Raw genomic sequence first — 15,367 nt, 5'->3', positions numbered from 1 at the left:
GTCATGCTGATCCCCGTGATTCTGTCCGGCGGTGCCGGTACTCGTTTGTGGCCGGTGTCCCGCGAGGGCCATCCCAAGCCGTTCATGACCCTGCCCGACGGCCAGTCGCTGCTCGGCAAGACCTACCAGCGGGCGGCAGCATTGCTCGACGGCTGGGGCGACATCGTCACGGTGACCAACCGCGAGTACTACTTCCAGAGCAAGGATCACTATTGTGCCGCCCACGTGTCGCGCCATCGCGGGCACTTCCTGCTGGAGCCGACCGGGCGCAACACCGCCCCGGCGATTGCCGCAGCGGCCCTGTCACTGCAGGCGCTGCACGGCGACAACGCAATCATGGTGGTGATGCCCGCCGACCATTTGATCGTCAACCAGGACGCACTCAAGAGTGCCGTCGAGCACGCGGTCAACCTGGCGAAGGACGGTTATCTGGTGACCTTCGGTGTGCTGCCGACTGCCCCGGAAACCGGCTTCGGCTACATCGAGACCGGCGCGCCACTGGACGCCAAAGGCGCGGCAAAAGTGCAGCGTTTCGTGGAAAAACCCGATCTGCAGACCGCCACGCATTACCTGGAAAGCGGCAACTTCCTGTGGAACTCGGGCATGTTCTGTTTCACCACCGCGACCGTGATCAACGAGCTGCAACGGCATGCCCCGGAGCTGCTGGAACAGACCCGCGCGTGCATGGACGCCAGCGCCCCGGTGGAAACCGTCGGCTGCCTGCAACAGGAACTGTCACCGGCGTTGTTCGCCGAAATCACCGACATCTCCATCGACTACGCCTTGATGGAGCGCTCGGAAAAAGTCGTGGTGGTGCCCGCCGGTTTCGACTGGAGCGACATCGGTTCCTGGGGCGCCGTGGCCGCACTGGTGCCGGCCGATGCCGACAACAATCGCGCCAGTGGCGAAGCGGTCTTCATCGACAGCCACAACAACTTCGTGCAGAGCGAAGGCCGGCTGGTGGCCGCCGTCGGTGTGGATAACCTGATCATCGTCGACACCGCCGACGCCGTGCTGGTGGCCCACGCCGACCGCGCCCAGGATGTGCGGCGTGTCGCCAAGCAGCTCAAGGACAAATCCCACGAAGCCTATCGCCTGCACCGCACCGTCAGCCGGCCATGGGGCACCTACACCGTGCTCGAGGAAGGTCCGCGCTTCAAGATCAAGCGCATCGTGGTCAAGCCCGGCGGCAAGCTGTCGCTGCAAATGCACCATCACCGCAACGAACACTGGGTCGTGGTCGAAGGCATGGCCAAGGTCACCAACAACGGCACGGGCACCCATCTGGTGGCCAAGAACGAATCGACGTTCATCGCCGCCGGACACCGGCATCGCCTGGAAAACCCTGGCGTGATCGACCTGGTGATCATCGAAGTGCAAAGCGGCGAATACCTGGGTGAAGACGATATCGTGCGCTTCGAAGACCAATACGGCAGGACGGATTGAATGCTGCTTTCCCTTTACCGCTCGCTGCACAGCTACCGGGGTTTCATCCTCGGCAGCGTGCAGCGGGAGTTTCAAGCGCGGTACCGCAACTCACTGTTCGGCGCTCTGTGGCCGATCTTCAATCCGCTGTCGATGATCATCGTCTACACCGTGATCTTCTCGCACATCATGCGCGCGCGCCTGCCGGGTGTGGACGACAGCATGGCCTACAGCGTCTATCTCTGCGCCGGGTTGCTGGCCTGGGGAATGTTTTCGGAAATCACCCTGCGCAGCCAGACCATGTTTCTGGACAACGCCAACCTGCTGAAGAAAATCAGCTTCCCGCGTATCTGCCTGCCGGTGATCGTGCTGATCAACGCCGGGATCAATTTCGCGATCATCATCGCCCTGTTTCTGGGTTTCCTGCTGGTCACCGGGCGCTGGCCGGGCATGGCGCTGCTGGCGCTGATTCCGCTGATCGCGCTGCAAATGATGTTCTGCGCCGGGCTGGGAATGATTCTTGGCGTGTTGAACGTGTTCTTCCGTGATGTCGGCCAGCTCTTCGCCATCTGCCTGCAGTTCTGGTTCTGGCTGACGCCGATTGTTTACCCGATCACGATCCTGCCGGAGTGGGTCCAGCGTCTGTTGCAGCTCAACCCGCTGACCAGCCTGATCGGCAGCTATCAGAACCTGTTCCTGTATGGGCAATGGCCGGTCTGGAGTTCGCTGCTACCGGCGTTCATCGCCGCCGTGCTGATGTGTCTGATCGGCCTGCGCCTGTTTCGCCAGCGCGTCGGCGAAATGGTGGATGAACTCTGATGGGGCATATTCGCGTTACAGGCCTGGGCAAGGCCTATAAACAGTACCCGACGCGCTGGAGTCGCCTGGCGGAATGGCTGATACCTTTTTCACCCGTTCGTCACCATCAGCACTGGGTACTGCAGGACGTCGCGTTCGAGATCGCGCCCGGCGAGGCGGTGGGGATCGTCGGCGCCAACGGTGCGGGCAAGAGCACGTTGCTGAAGATGATCACCGGCACCACTCAGCCCACGTGCGGCAAGATCGAAATCGAAGGTCGCGTGGCCGCACTGCTGGAGCTGGGCATGGGCTTTCACCCGGACTTTACCGGTCGCCAGAACGCGTTCATGGCCGGGCAGTTGCTGGGCCTGCAGGTCAGCGAGATCGAAGCGCTGATGCCGGACATCGAACACTTCGCGGAAATCGGCGAAGCCATCGACCAGCCGGTCCGCACCTACTCCAGCGGCATGCAAATGCGCCTGGCGTTCAGCGTCGCCACCGCGCGGCGCCCGGACATTCTGATCGTCGACGAGGCCCTGTCGGTGGGTGACGCCTACTTCCAGCACAAGAGCTTCGAACGCATCCGCAGCTTCCGCAAGGCCGGTACCACTTTGCTGATCGTCTCCCATGATCGCTCGGCCATCCAGTCAATCTGCGATTCGGCCATCCTGCTCAAGGATGGGCGCATGGCCCTGTACGACAAGCCGGAAGTGGTGCTCGACTATTACAACGCCCTGATGGCCGAACGCGAAGGGCAGATCGTGCGTCAGGAAATGCTCGCCGGCGGCGAAGTGCAAACCGTGTCCGGCACCGGCGAGGCAGGCATTCTGAGTGTGCGCCTGCTGGACGAACACGATCGCGCCATCGACGCTGCCGAGGTCGGCCAGCCAGTGGTACTGGAAGTTCAGGTGGAGGTTCGGCGCGACATTGAACGACTGGTGCTCGGCTTCATCCTCAAGGATCGTCTGGGCCAGATGATGTATGGCATCAACACCCATCGTCTGAACAAGGCTCTGACTGACCTGCACGCCGGCGAACGCTTCACTTACCGCTTTGCCTTCGTCATGGGCCTGGGCAAGGGCAACTATTCCGTATCGCTGAGCCTGTCACGCCTGGACTCGCACCTGGACCGCAACTTCGAATGGCGCGATTACGGTCTGGTGTTTCATGTGATCAACAACCGCCAGGAAGATTTCGTCGGCTGTTCCTGGCTCAACGCCAAGACCTCGATCACCCGCCATAGCGAGGCAGAGCTGACCGAGCGTGCACCATGACCCGGCTGCTGGTGGAGTGCACCCACGTCTTCAAGCACCCGACGATCAACTCCGGTATTCAACGAGTGGTGCGTAACGTCATCAAGCAACTGCCCGAGCGGGTGGGTGATGTCGAGTGCCTGCCGGTGATTTCGCTCAGGGGCCAGCTCTATCGGGTCACACGCCTGGCCCCGCTGGACTCGCCATTGCTCAACGCCGTTGCGACCTTTGGCGAGCGGCTGGAACGCCTCGCCCACCGATTCTGGCAGTGGCACCAGCGCCTTGATCCACGCTGTCCGTCGAAACTCACCCGACGCGTTCTGTACGTCGCTTACCGACTGACCTCCTTCGGCTTGTTTGGTTGTCCGCTGCGCCTGATCAGGCTGATGAACCGCAAGCAACTGCTCAAGCGCTGCACGCCACTGCAACATCAGCCTGGCGACCAACTGGTGCTACTGGATTCGTCCTGGCATTCGGACTTTTTTCCCCACGCCGAACAACTCAAGCGTGACGGGGTGGGTATCGTCGCCGTGATCTACGACCTGATCCCGCTGACCCACCCGCAGTTCTACGACACGCGGCTGGTGCAGGTCTTCAGCGCATGGTTCGACTGGATCACCCGCACCGCCGATGGCTACATGGCGATTTCCGCAACGGTGCGCGATCAGCTGCGCGCCGAACTGCAGCGACGGGTCGGCCCGGCACACACCGACAGACTCTGGTTCGATTATTTCCATCTCGGTTCCGAACTGGATCTGCACAGCGCCAGGGCTACCGTCGAACCGCGCCTGCAACAACTGTTCAGTACACCGGAGCCCGTGTTCCTGATGGTCAGCACCATCGAACCGCGCAAAAACCACACGTACCTGCTCGATGCCTTCGAGCGGGCCTGGGCCGCCGGCTGCACGGCGCGGCTGTGCATCGCCGGACGCATCGGCTGGAAGTGCGACGCTCTGCTCGCCCGGGTGCACAATCATCCCGAACTGAATCGCCGCCTGTTCATGTTCAACGAGTTGAGCGACACCAGCCTCGAACATGCCTACGCCCACGCCAGTGCGCTGGTATTCCCTTCGTTTGTCGAAGGCTTTGGCCTGCCACTGGTAGAAGCCATGCAGCGCGGCTTGCCGGCGATGGGCAGCGACATCGCGGTGTTCCGCGAAATCGGCGGCGAGTTCATGGCCTACTTCGATTTGCAGGACCCGCAAAGCCTCGCCGACTTGATCATCCGGTTCCAGCAAAGCGGTCAGTTCCCCGCTGCCCGCAATGTGGCTGACTGGCGCTGGATCGGCTGGCGCGAGGCCAGCGCCCAATTGATCGAACGCACCGCACACAACGTCCTGAAAGCGCCATCGGCGCCAGCGAGGCCGTATGCGCATTGCCCTTAACGCCCGGATTTTGCAGGCACCGCGCACCGGCATCGGCCATTACGTCGCCGAACTGGTTCGTGCCTTGCGCAGCACCACCGATGTCGAAGTGGCGCTGTTCCACGGCTGGGGCTGGAGTTCGGCGCTGCCGGAAGCGGCGATGCCCGGCTATTCGCGCCTGACGCCGCTGCTGCGGCAGATCCCCGGCGCCTATCAGGCGCGGCGCTGGCTGGAGCAGAAACGCTTCGATCAGGGCCGCACGCAAGGCATCGACCTGTATCACGAGCCGAGCCTGTGGCCGCTGGCCTTCGATGGCCCGACCGTGATCACCCTGCACGACCTGACCCACCTGCACTTTCCTGATTCGCAACCGGCGGCGCGTCTCAAGGAAATCGAACGGCGCCTGGCTGCTGGCGTGCAACAGGCGCAACGGATCGTGACCGACTCACAGGCGATCGCCGACGAGGCCCAAGCCTACTTCGGCCTGCCGGCCGAGCGTTTCGTGGTGGCGCCACTGGGTGTGGCCGAGCGCTTCCACCCACGGGAACCACACGCCATCGAAGCGCTGCTCAAGGCGCATGCCGTTGCCGCGCGAGAATATTTTTTGTGTGTCGGCACCCTGGAACCGCGCAAGAACCTGAGCCTGGCCCTGCGTGCCCACGCCTTGCTGCCGGATGCCGTACGCCAGCGCTTTCCGCTGCTGATCGTCGGCATGGCCGGCTGGCAACAGGCCCAGTTCAGCGACGAACTGCGCCAGGCCCTGGCCTCAGGGCACGTTTGCCTGCTCGGCTATCTGCCGGATGAACACGTCGCCCAACTGCTGGCCGGCGCCCGGGCGCTGGTGTTTCCATCACTGTATGAAGGTTTCGGTCTGCCGGTCCTGGAAGCCATGGCCAGCGGCACCCCGGTGATCCTCACCCGATCTTCAGCCATGCCGGAAGTTGCCGGCGCGGCAGGCAACTACATTGAACCTGACGATGCACACGGCTTGCGCGATGCGCTGAATCGCCTGATCGACGATCAAGCGCATTGGCAGGCCTGCCGAGAAGCCGGACTGCACCGGACGCGGCTTTTTTCCTGGGTACGTTGCGCACAGGCCACCGCCGGTGCCTACCGCCAGGCCATGGGAGGCTGAATGCGAGTTCTTCACTTTTTCAAAACCTACTTGCCTGACTCGGTCGGCGGCATCGAACAGGTGATCTTCCAGCTGTGCGAAAGCGGCGCGCATCATGGCATCGACGGTCAGGTGCTGACCCTCAGCGCCGATCCGACCCCGCCCGTGGTGCAACTCGGTCAACATGAAGTGCATCGCGCCAGACTCGACATCCAGTTCGCCTCCACCGGTTTTTCCTGGAGCGTGTTCAAACAGTTTCGCGAGCTGGCCGCCGAAGCCGATGTGGTCAACTACCACTTCCCCTGGCCGTTCATGGACCTGGTGCACTTCGCCAGCGGCATGAATAAGCCGAGCGTGGTGACCTACCACTCGGACATCATCCGCCAGAAGCATCTGCTCAAACTCTACCGACCGCTGATGAACCGCTTTCTCGCCAGCGCCGACCGGATTGTCGCGGCCTCGCCGAACTACCTGCACACCAGCGACGTGTTGCAGCAGTTCCAGGACAAGACCCGGGTGATTCCGTACGGCTTGAACAAGGCCGGTTATCCACAGGCGGACAGCGAACGCATGAATCGCTGGCGCCAGCAGCTTGGGGATAAGTTTTTCCTGTTCGTCGGGGTCATGCGTTATTACAAGGGCCTGCACATCCTGCTCGATGCCTTGAAGGACGTGGACTATCCGGTGGTAATCGTCGGCGCCGGGCCGCTGGAACTGGAGCTGCATGCCCAGGCCGCTGCGCTGGGCCTGCGCAATATCCACTTCCTCGGACGCCTGGGCGATGAAGACAAGGTCGCCCTGCTGCAATTGAGCTACGCCATCGTGTTCCCGTCGCACCTGCGCTCCGAAGCGTTCGGCATTTCACTGCTTGAGGGCGCGATGTATGGCAAACCGATGATCTCAAGTGAAATCGGTACCGGTACCAGTTACATCAATATCCACAACGAAACCGGCCTGGTGGTGCCTCCGAGCAATCCACTGGCGTTTCGCGAGGCGATGCGCACCTTGTGGGAAAACCCGGAGCGCGCGGCAGCCATGGGCATCAAGGCCGAGGCGCGTTACCGGCAGCTGTTCACCGCCGACGAGATGGCCCGCAAGTGGACCGAGCTGTATCAGGAGCTGCTGGAAGAGAAAGACCTGTCCTACGCCTGACCCGTTGCTGAAACACATCCCCAGTGGGAGCGGGCTTGCTCGCGAAGGCGATCTTTCAGTAAACAATCATGTCGACTGACCTGACGCCTTCGCGAGCAAGCCCGCTCCCACAGGGGGGTTGTCGTGATTTCAAATGAGCCGTCAGAGATCCAGCACCAGCGGCTGTTCACTCAGCGCCGGCACCGCGCAGCAAATCAGCACCTGCCCCGCTTCCGGCATGTCTGCCGGGGGCTGTGGATAATTCACCGCGCCACTAACCAACCGCGTCTTGCAGGTGCCGCACGAACCTCCACGGCAACTGAACTCGGGGCGCAGGCCACGGCTTTCCGCCAGCTCCAGCAGACTGCCGCCGTCCGGCTGCCAGCGCGCCTCTTTGGCCGAGCGTTCGAACACTACCGGTACCGAAGTGATGGCGGCCGGCGGCTGCTCGATGACCACGGCATCCGGGTCCGGTTGGCGCTTGAGCGTCGAAGGGCCGAAGGTTTCGGCATGGATCCGCGCATCGCGAATATCGAGGTCGCGCAGGCTGTCGTAGACGCTTTGGGTAAAAGCGCCGGGGCCACAGACCGCAAAATCGATCTGGTCGTAATCCTCGATGTCCAGCAGATCGCGCAGCACCGTAGCGTCGATGCGCCCGCGCAGATCGAAATCTTCGCCCTCCTGCAGATCGGCCTCCGGCTGACTGAGCAGGCGCACCACCCGCACTGCATCGCCAGCTTTTTCCAGCAAGCGATCGAGTTCCTGGCGAAACGGCTGATCGGCCAGGCTGCGCGAACTCTGCAGCAGCCACGTCGGCCGGATCCTGCGGGTGCGCAGGCCTTGATAAATCACCTCGCGCAGCATCGACAGCAATGGCGTGATACCAACCCCCGCTGCCAGCAACACCAGCGGTCGCTGCTCCAGCGGCGCCACCGTGAAGTGCCCCTGTGGCGCCCGCGCCTCGAGGATATCGCCGACCCGGATCTGCTGGTGCAAATGGCCTGAGACCAGGCCCTCGCGTTTCACGCTGATACGCAGGAAATCATCCGATGGCGCACTCGACAGGCTGTAAGTGCGGATAGGCGTTTCATCACCCAGCTTGAAGCGCAGCGGCAGATGCTGGCCGGCCTGAAACACCGGCATCCCCGCGCCATCGTCCGGTTGCAGATAAATCGAGCGGATGTGCTGGCTCTCCCTTTCGATGCGGGTCACCCGCAGCGGCCGCCAGCGGTCACCCAGTGCTTTGGCCTGCAAGCGTGCATCGGCCTGGGCCCAGGTGCCGGTCAGCAGGCTGGTGGGCGACATGCCGTCGAAGCGCCAGCGCAAGGCCAGTGCCGCCGGACGCCACACCCGTTGCTCCACCTCGAATGTCCACAGGCGTTCAGCGCCTTGAAAGGCTTCGATCTGCGGCCCTTCCAGAATGATCTCGGTACGCCCGCTCAGGTGCAGCAGATCACCTGTGGAAAAGTCGATGAACAGCAGTCCCGCACGGGGGTTGAGCAACAGATTACCGAGGGTGTTGAAGTGCAGATTGCCGGCAAAATCCGGGATGGTCAGGCGGTTCCCCTCGACCCGGACGAAGCCCGGCTGACCGCCGCGATGGGAAACATCCACCGCACGCTGCCCGTCGACCTCGACGTAACTGGCGACAAAGAAGGTGTCGGCGCCTTCGATCATGGCCCTGGCCGCGTCATCAAGACCATTGCCCTGCTGCGCTGGCCGCGTCTGCGGATCACTCAGCGGCACGCGCTGGAACTGGCGCAGTTGAATGTATTGCGGACAGTTGCCGAACGACTGATCCACCGTCACCGCGAAACCGCTGGCGTCGAAGTTGCCGACGCGACCGTTGAGACGATTGCGCCGCCGGGTGTGCAACTCGATGCCGAGCAAACCGATGGCGGCGCCGTCGTGCAACTGCGCCGGATCATCGGCCGCCGGCAGGCTGGACAATTGCAGGTGCTGCGGATCGGGCGAACCGGCAAACCCCGGCGCGCCTTCGAGCACGCTGGCCCATGGACGCCCCTCGGCATCGACCGCGCCGTACAGCATGAACGGTAATTGCGCATAGAACGCGCGGTGTTGGTCCGGCATCCAGTCGCGAATCACCTTGCGGCCGAAGGTTTCCATGCGTTCGGCAACGCCGACATGGGCCTGCAGTTGTTGCTCGCCAGCGTGCCACGGTGAACGTTCCATCACGCATCTCCCCGCGCCGCTGGCGCACTGTGGATAACTCGATCAGATCGGGCCCAACCCTCAAGCAGTCTTCTGCAGACCGGCGACGGTACGCGGCATGCCGACAAAACCGGGCAAGGCTTCGACACGCGCCAGCCAGGCACGCACGTTGGCGTAGTCATCCAGCGACACGTTGCCTTCCGGCGCATGGGCGATGTAGCTGTAGGCGGACACGTCAGCGATGGTCGGCTCGCTGCCGGCCAGGTACGGGGTCTTGCCCAGTTCCAGCTCCATCACCTTGAGCAGGTTGTGCGCGCGGGTAATCAGTTCCTCGGCATTCAGTTGCGCGCCAAACACCGTGACCAGGCGTGCTGCCGCCGGACCAAAGGCAATCGGCCCCGCCGCCACCGACAACCAGCGCTGGACCCGCGCAGCGCCCAGCGGATCGGTGGGCAGCCAACGGCCATTGCCGTACTTGAGCGCCAGATACACCAGAATCGCGTTGGAATCGGCCAGCACCACGCCGCCATCGTCGATCGCCGGCACCTGACCGAAACTGTTGATCGCCAGATACGGCGCCTGCTTGTGCTCACCCTTGGCCAGATCGACCAGGATCAGTTCAGTCGGCAGTTGCAGCAGGGACAGCATCAGCTCCACCCGATGGGCGTGGCCGGAACGCGGGAAGTTGTAGAGTTTGATCGCTTGCATGGTCGACTCCGCTGGAGGTGGCGCCGTTCGGGATGGCAGCGCCGATGGAGGCCATCTTCCACCCATCCTCAAAGCAATAGAATCACCAGCAATCGCAATCGATTATTTCACCTGATGAAATAACGCCGCGTTCTGCAGCGCCGGATGCTCACGCAGGGCCTTCACCGCATAGTCGACAAAACTGCGCACCCGCGCCGGCGCCTTGCGGCCGCCCTGATACACCACGTGGATCGGCAGCGGCGGCAGTTCGAAGTCGGCGAGGACGATTTCCAGCTCACCTGACGCCACCTTGCCGGCGACTTGATAGGACAACACCCGGGTCAGCCCCAACCCCAGGCAGGCCGCGGCAATCGCCGCCTGATTGGCGGTGACCACCAGCCTCGGCTCGGGCCGCACGCTGATCGCTTCGCCCTGGTCCACAAACGGCCAACTGCGTAACTGGCCGATGGACGAAGTCGCCACCACCGGCGCGCCGGCCAGCGCCTGCGGATGCTCGGGACGACCGTGCTGGGCCAGATAGACCGGCGAAGCACAGATCACCCGCCGCACCTCGCCGACACGGATCGCGTGCTGATTGCTGTCCGGCAACTCACCGATGCGCACCGCGACATCAATGCCCTCCTCGACCATGCTCACCACCCGATCGACCAACAGCGCATTGATCGAAACGTCCGGGTACTGCGTCAGATAGCCGGCCATCAGCGGCGTGACGAACAACTCGCCGAACAACACCGGCGCGGTCACCGTCAATTGCCCACGGGGCTGGGCGTGACTGCCGGCCGCCGAATCCTCGGCTTCCTGCACCTCGACGAGAATTCTCCGACAGTCTTCCAGATAACGCTGACCGGCCTCGCTGAGGTGCACATTGCGCGTGGTACGAATCAACAACTGCGTACCGATGCGCTGCTCCAGCGCCGCCACCGCCCGGGTGACACTGGCGGCGGACAAACCCAGACGTCGCGCCGCTGCCGAGAAGCCCTGCTCCTGGGCCACCGTGGCGAAGATCTGCATTTCCTGGAAGCGGTCCATGGATGTCCTCGAATCAGATACAAAAATCGCAGCCGAGGCTGCGATTTTTGCGGGTCAATGTCAGCTGTGGATAACTTATTCCACCGTCACCGACTTGGCCAGGTTGCGCGGCTGGTCGACGTCGGTGCCCTTGAGCACGGCGACGTAGTAGGACAACAACTGCAGCGGGATGGTGTAGAGGATCGGCGAGAGGATGTCGTGGATATGCGGCATCTGCACCACGTGGGTGCCTTCGCCGTTGGTCATCCCGGCTTTCTCGTCGGCGAACACGATCAGTTCACCGCCACGGGCACGGACTTCCTGCAGGTTGGACTTGAGCTTCTCCAGCAGTTCGTTGTTCGGCGCCACGGTGACCACCGGCATGTCGTTATCCACAAGCGCCAACGGACCGTGCTTCAGTTCACCGGCCGGGTAGGCTTCGGCGTGGATGTAGGAGATTTCCTTGAGCTTCAAGGCGCCCTCCATCGCCACCGGGAATTGCGCGCCACGGCCGAGGAACAGGGTGTGTTTCTTTTCGGCGAACAGTTCGGCGATCTTTTCCACCGTGCTGTCCATCGCCAGCGCTTCGCCCAGACGAGTCGGCAAGCGACGCAGCTCTTCCACCAACGTGGCTTCGACGTCTTTGCCCAAGGTTCCGCGCACCTGACCCAGAGACAGGGTCAGCAATAACAGGCCGACCAGTTGCGTGGTGAACGCCTTGGTCGAGGCCACGCCGATTTCGCGACCGGCCTGGGTCAGCAGAGTCAGGTCGGACTCACGCACCAGCGAGCTGATGCCGACGTTGCAGATTGCCAGGCTGGCGAGGAAGCCTAGCTCTTTGGCATTGCGCAGCGCGGCCAGGGTGTCGGCGGTTTCGCCGGACTGCGAGATGGTCACGAACAGGGTGTCTGGCTGCACCACCACCTTGCGGTAGCGGAATTCGCTGGCGACTTCGACCTGGCACGGAATACCGGCCAGTTCTTCGAGCCAGTAACGCGCAACCATGCCGGCGTGATAGCTGGTACCGCAGGCGACGATCTGCACGTTGCGCACTTTGGCGAACAGCTCGGCAGCCTGTGGACCGAAAGCCTGAACCAGCACTTGGTTCGGGCTCAAACGACCTTCCAGGGTGCGCTGTACCACAGACGGTTGCTCATGGATTTCCTTGAGCATGTAGTGACGGAATTCGCCCTTGTCGGCGGCTTCGGCGCCATCGCTGTATTGCACGGTCTGGCGCTCGACGGTTTTGCCATCAACGTCCCAGATCTGCACGCTATCGCGGCGAATTTCGGCGATATCACCTTCTTCCAGGTACATGAAGCGGTCAGTGACCTGGCGCAGGGCCAACTGGTCGGACGCGAGGAAGTTCTCGCCCAGGCCCAGGCCGATCACCAACGGGCTGCCACTGCGTGCGGCAACCAGGCGATCCGGTTGCTGTGCATTGATCACGGCCAGACCGTAGGCACCGTGCAGTTCCTTGACCGTTGCTTTGAGCGCGACGGTCAGGTCAGGTTGATCCTTGAGTTTGTGGTTCAGCAGGTGAGCGATGACTTCGGTGTCGGTGTCCGAAGTGAACACGTAACCCAGCGCTTTCAGTTGCTCACGCAGGGCTTCATGGTTTTCGATGATGCCGTTGTGCACCACGGCGATATCGCCGGAAAAATGCGGGTGCGCGTTACGCTCGCACGGTGCACCGTGGGTGGCCCAACGGGTGTGGGCGATACCGAGACGGCCAACCAGCGGCTGTGCGGCCAGCGCTGCTTCGAGTTCGCTGACCTTGCCCGGACGACGCATGCGCTCAAGCTTTTCATCGTTGGTGAAAACCGCCACGCCGGCGCTGTCATAGCCGCGGTATTCAAGGCGCTTGAGGCCTTCGAGCAGGATGGCGGTGATATTACGTTCAGCAACTGCGCCGACAATTCCACACATGCTTATTTCTCCTGACTGACAGCCGCGCAAATCACGGTGATACCGCGGGCCTGAATCTGATCGCGTGCATCGATAGGCAGGCGATCATCGGTAATGAGGGTATGGACGCTGCTCCACGGCAGCTCCAGGTTGGGAATCTTGCGGCCGATCTTGTCGGCCTCGACCATCACGATCACTTCCCGCGCCACGTCGGCCATCACCCGGCTCAAACCGAGCAGTTCATTGAACGTAGTGGTACCGCGCACCAGATCGATGCCATCGGCGCCGATAAACAATTGGTCGAAGTCGTAAGAGCGTAGTACCTGCTCGGCCACCTGGCCCTGAAAGGATTCCGAATGCGGATCCCAGGTGCCACCGGTCATCAGCAGCACCGGTTCGTGTTCGAGTCCGCTCAAGGCGTTGGCAACGTGCAGCGAGTTGGTCATGACCACCAGGCCCGGCTGCAGGCCAAGCTCGGGAATCATCGCGGCGGTGGTGCTGCCGCTGTCGATGATAATGCGGGCGTGCTCGCGAATGCGTTTGACGGCAGCGCGGGCAATTGCCTGTTTGTATTTCGAAACGCTCTGGCCGGGTTCTGCCACCAGTTCCTGCGGCATGGTGATCGCCCCGCCGTAACGGCGCAGCAACAGTCCATGGCTTTCCAGCGCGGCCAGATCCTTGCGGATCGTAACTTCCGATGTTTCGAAGCGCTTGGCCAGTTCATCCACACTGACTTCGCCCTGCTCATTGAGCAAGGCGAGGATGTTGTGCCGGCGTTGGGGCGTGTTGCGTTTCGACATGGTGGCTTAAGTTTCGATTCGAAAGATAACGGAAGCAATCAAAACCTATCGGTCATAAATCGTCAAGCGACAGATCGAAAATTTTAGAAACGACCCAGACGAATGTGGGAGCGGGCTTGCTCGCGAATGCGGAGGGTCAGTCACTGAAATGTGAAACTGAAACACCGCATTCGCGAGCAAGCCCGCTCCCACATTTGGATTCAAGCATTAAGTGCAGCTGTGGATAACTCAGTTCTTCTTGATCTTCTCCGGCCGCTTCCAGCCATCGATATTCTTTTGCCGCGCGCGACCAACGGCCAACTGGGCGTTATCCACATTCTGCGTGATGGTCGAACCGGCCGCCGTGGTTGCACCGGACGAGATATCCACAGGCGCCACCAGCGAGTTGTTGGAGCCGATGAACACGTCCTCGCCCAACACGGTTTTCCACTTGTTGGCGCCATCGTAGTTGCAGGTGATGGTGCCCGCGCCAATGTTGGTGCGTGCGCCAATTTCGGCATCGCCCAGGTAGGTCAGATGCCCGGCCTTGGCGCCCTCGCCCATGCGGGCGTTTTTCAGTTCGACGAAGTTACCCACATGTGCGCGTGCTTCGAGCACGGTGCCTGGGCGCAGACGGGCGAACGGACCGGCATCGCTGCCTTCACCGAGAACCGCACCTTCGATGTGGCTGTTGGCCTTGATCACCACGCCTTTGCGCAAGGTGCTGTCCTTGATTACACAGTTCGGGCCGATCACCACGTCGTCTTCAATAACAACGTTGCCTTCGAGAATCACGTTGACGTCAATCAGCACATCGCGACCAACGGTCACTTCACCGCGCACATCGAAACGCGCCGGGTCACGCAGGGTCACGCCTTGCGCCATCAGCCGGCGGCCGGCGCGCAACTGGTAATGACGCTCCAGCTCGGAGAGTTGCTTGCGATCGTTGGCGCCCTGCACTTCCATCGGGTCGTGCGGTTGTTCAGTGGCGACCACGAGGCCATCGTTGACCGCCATTTCGATCACGTCGGTCAGGTAGTACTCGCCCTGTGCGTTGTTGTTCGACAGACGGCTCATCCAGTCAGCCAGACGATTGGCCGGAACGGCGAGGATGCCGGTGTTGCCTTCGGTGATTGCGCGCTGAGCTTCGCTGGCATCTTTATGCTCAACGATGGCGGCAACCTTGCCGTTCGCGTCGCGCACGATACGGCCGTAACCGGTCGGATCTTCGAGCTCAACGGTCAACAGGCCCATCTGGCCCGGTACGACGTGCTTGAGCAGACGCTGCAGGGTTTCGACTTCAATCAGCGGCACGTCACCGTAGAGAATCAGCACGGTATCGGCGGTGATGAACGGCACAGCCTGAGCCGTTGCATGACCGGTGCCCAATTGCTTGTCCTGCAGCACGAAATTCAGATCGTCAGCCGCCAGGCGCTCGCGCACCACATCGGCACCGTGACCGATAACCACGTGAATGCGCTGCGGATCAAGTTGTCGCGCGCTGTGGATAACATGGCCAAGCATGGAGTTGCCGGCAACCGGGTGCAGCACTTTCGGCAACGCCGAACGCATACGGGTGCCTTGACCGGCCGCGAGGATAACGATTTCGAGAGACATGACTGGCTACCAATCCTGGGTGGTCAGCAACTGCGACCGGGTTGTAAAAATCGGAAAAGAAAAAAGGGTAGCCGAGGCTACCCTTTTTTA

The 15,367-nt window shown here is 62.1% G+C and carries 12 protein-coding genes; 6 read left to right on the top strand and 6 right to left on the bottom strand.

Annotated elements, in window-relative coordinates; all coding sequences use genetic code 11:
• Positions 1-3: 3 nt before the first annotated feature.
• The 6 genes from JFU48_RS07225 to JFU48_RS07200 are packed head-to-tail and all read left to right on the top strand — an operon-like array spanning position 4 to position 7,106.
• Positions 4-1,446, top strand: coding sequence for a mannose-1-phosphate guanylyltransferase/mannose-6-phosphate isomerase (locus tag JFU48_RS07225; RefSeq protein ID WP_201136184.1), 1,443 nt, complete (start codon positions 4-6; stop codon positions 1,444-1,446).
• Positions 1,447-2,244 carry an ABC transporter permease gene (locus JFU48_RS07220; RefSeq protein WP_003229757.1) on the top strand — a complete coding sequence of 266 codons (798 nt, stop codon included), beginning with the start codon at positions 1,447-1,449 and terminating at the stop codon, positions 2,242-2,244.
• On the top strand, positions 2,244-3,497 hold the full coding sequence (locus JFU48_RS07215; protein WP_201136183.1) for an ABC transporter ATP-binding protein: 1,254 nt from the start codon (positions 2,244-2,246) through the stop codon (positions 3,495-3,497). The genes JFU48_RS07220 and JFU48_RS07215 overlap by 1 nt, the downstream gene beginning before the upstream one ends.
• On the top strand, positions 3,494-4,861 hold the full coding sequence (locus JFU48_RS07210) for a glycosyltransferase family 4 protein (RefSeq protein ID WP_201136182.1): 1,368 nt from the start codon (positions 3,494-3,496) through the stop codon (positions 4,859-4,861). The genes JFU48_RS07215 and JFU48_RS07210 overlap by 4 nt, the downstream gene beginning before the upstream one ends.
• Positions 4,845-5,975, top strand: coding sequence for a glycosyltransferase family 4 protein (locus tag JFU48_RS07205; RefSeq protein WP_201136181.1), 1,131 nt, complete (start codon positions 4,845-4,847; stop codon positions 5,973-5,975). Before JFU48_RS07210 ends, JFU48_RS07205 begins: the two co-directional genes overlap by 17 nt.
• Positions 5,976-7,106 carry a glycosyltransferase family 4 protein gene (locus JFU48_RS07200; protein ID WP_103484008.1) on the top strand — a complete coding sequence of 377 codons (1,131 nt, stop codon included), beginning with the start codon at positions 5,976-5,978 and terminating at the stop codon, positions 7,104-7,106.
• Between the two features lie 141 nt (positions 7,107-7,247).
• Here the strand turns inward: JFU48_RS07200 and JFU48_RS07195 are convergent, their stop codons facing one another.
• The 6 genes from JFU48_RS07195 to glmU all read right to left on the bottom strand — a co-directional run bounded on the left by JFU48_RS07195 (position 7,248) and on the right by glmU (position 15,277).
• Positions 7,248-9,278, bottom strand: a complete 2,031-nt coding sequence (locus tag JFU48_RS07195; protein ID WP_201136180.1) for a 2Fe-2S iron-sulfur cluster-binding protein — start codon at positions 9,276-9,278, stop codon at positions 7,248-7,250.
• Between the two features lie 60 nt (positions 9,279-9,338).
• The gene (locus tag JFU48_RS07190) at positions 9,339-9,965 is read right to left on the bottom strand and encodes a glutathione S-transferase family protein (RefSeq protein ID WP_003229768.1); all 627 of its coding nucleotides are present in this window, start codon (positions 9,963-9,965) and stop codon (positions 9,339-9,341) included.
• 102 nt (positions 9,966-10,067) lie between these two features.
• Positions 10,068-10,994 (bottom strand): LysR family transcriptional regulator, encoded by a 927-nt coding sequence (locus JFU48_RS07185; RefSeq protein ID WP_201136179.1) that lies wholly within the window; start codon positions 10,992-10,994, stop codon positions 10,068-10,070.
• A gap of 75 nt (positions 10,995-11,069) precedes the next feature.
• Positions 11,070-12,902 (bottom strand): glutamine--fructose-6-phosphate transaminase (isomerizing), encoded by a 1,833-nt coding sequence (gene glmS, locus JFU48_RS07180; RefSeq protein ID WP_201136178.1) that lies wholly within the window; start codon positions 12,900-12,902, stop codon positions 11,070-11,072.
• Positions 12,903-12,904: 2 nt separating this feature from the next.
• Positions 12,905-13,681 carry a DeoR/GlpR family DNA-binding transcription regulator gene (locus tag JFU48_RS07175; protein ID WP_201136177.1) on the bottom strand — a complete coding sequence of 259 codons (777 nt, stop codon included), beginning with the start codon at positions 13,679-13,681 and terminating at the stop codon, positions 12,905-12,907.
• A 228-nt stretch (positions 13,682-13,909) separates the two neighbouring features.
• Positions 13,910-15,277 carry a bifunctional UDP-N-acetylglucosamine diphosphorylase/glucosamine-1-phosphate N-acetyltransferase GlmU gene (glmU, locus tag JFU48_RS07170; RefSeq protein WP_201136176.1) on the bottom strand — a complete coding sequence of 456 codons (1,368 nt, stop codon included), beginning with the start codon at positions 15,275-15,277 and terminating at the stop codon, positions 13,910-13,912.
• Positions 15,278-15,367: the final 90 nt, after the last annotated feature.

It is taken from the genome of Pseudomonas sp. TH49, from assembly GCF_016650625.1.
GTDB classification, from domain to species: Bacteria; Pseudomonadota; Gammaproteobacteria; order Pseudomonadales; family Pseudomonadaceae; genus Aquipseudomonas; species Aquipseudomonas fluorescens_H.
This window is presented reverse-complemented; position numbering and strand designations above follow the sequence as displayed.